The organism is Fischerella thermalis PCC 7521 (assembly GCF_000317225.1).
Classification (GTDB): Bacteria; Cyanobacteriota; Cyanobacteriia; order Cyanobacteriales; family Nostocaceae; genus Fischerella; species Fischerella thermalis.
This window is the reverse complement of the sequence record NZ_AJLL01000120.1, coordinates 1-436: the sequence shown is the minus strand read 5'-3', so window position 1 is coordinate 436 and position 436 is coordinate 1. Positions and strand designations below refer to the sequence as shown.

Annotated in this window: 1 pseudogene; it reads left to right on the top strand. The window is 42.9% G+C overall.

The window, feature by feature from the left end:
• Positions 1-436, top strand: a pseudogene (locus UYK_RS24555) (ATP-binding cassette family protein); the annotation flags it as partial.

Genomic DNA, 436 nt, shown 5'->3' with positions numbered 1-436 from the left:
AACGTTCTTTAGAGTCGATGAAAACTCAACTGCAACAGCGAGATGCGATCGCCCAAAAACGTGCAGAGTTAGAAAGCGAACTGGAGCGCTTGCAACAGGTACAGGCTTTTGAGAATGTTCAATTACAAAGTTTGCAAGTTGTACAGCATCAACGCCAAAATTGGGAAGAGCAACTGAATTTTGTTAGGCAGCAGTACCAAAATTTGACAGGAGATTGCGATCGCCTCGAACAGGAGCGGGCAAGCTCAAGAAGTCAGCTATCTTTATTAGAAGAGTTATTAGCTCAAGAATCCCAAATCAAAGCTGGATATACTCACTATCAAAATCTGCAATCTCAAGAAGAAGGGATGAGCGCTAAATTTGCAGAATATACCCGCGCTCTTGCAGCTCGTCAGCAAAAGCAGCAACAGCTTTCCAAACAAATTCAAGATATGGA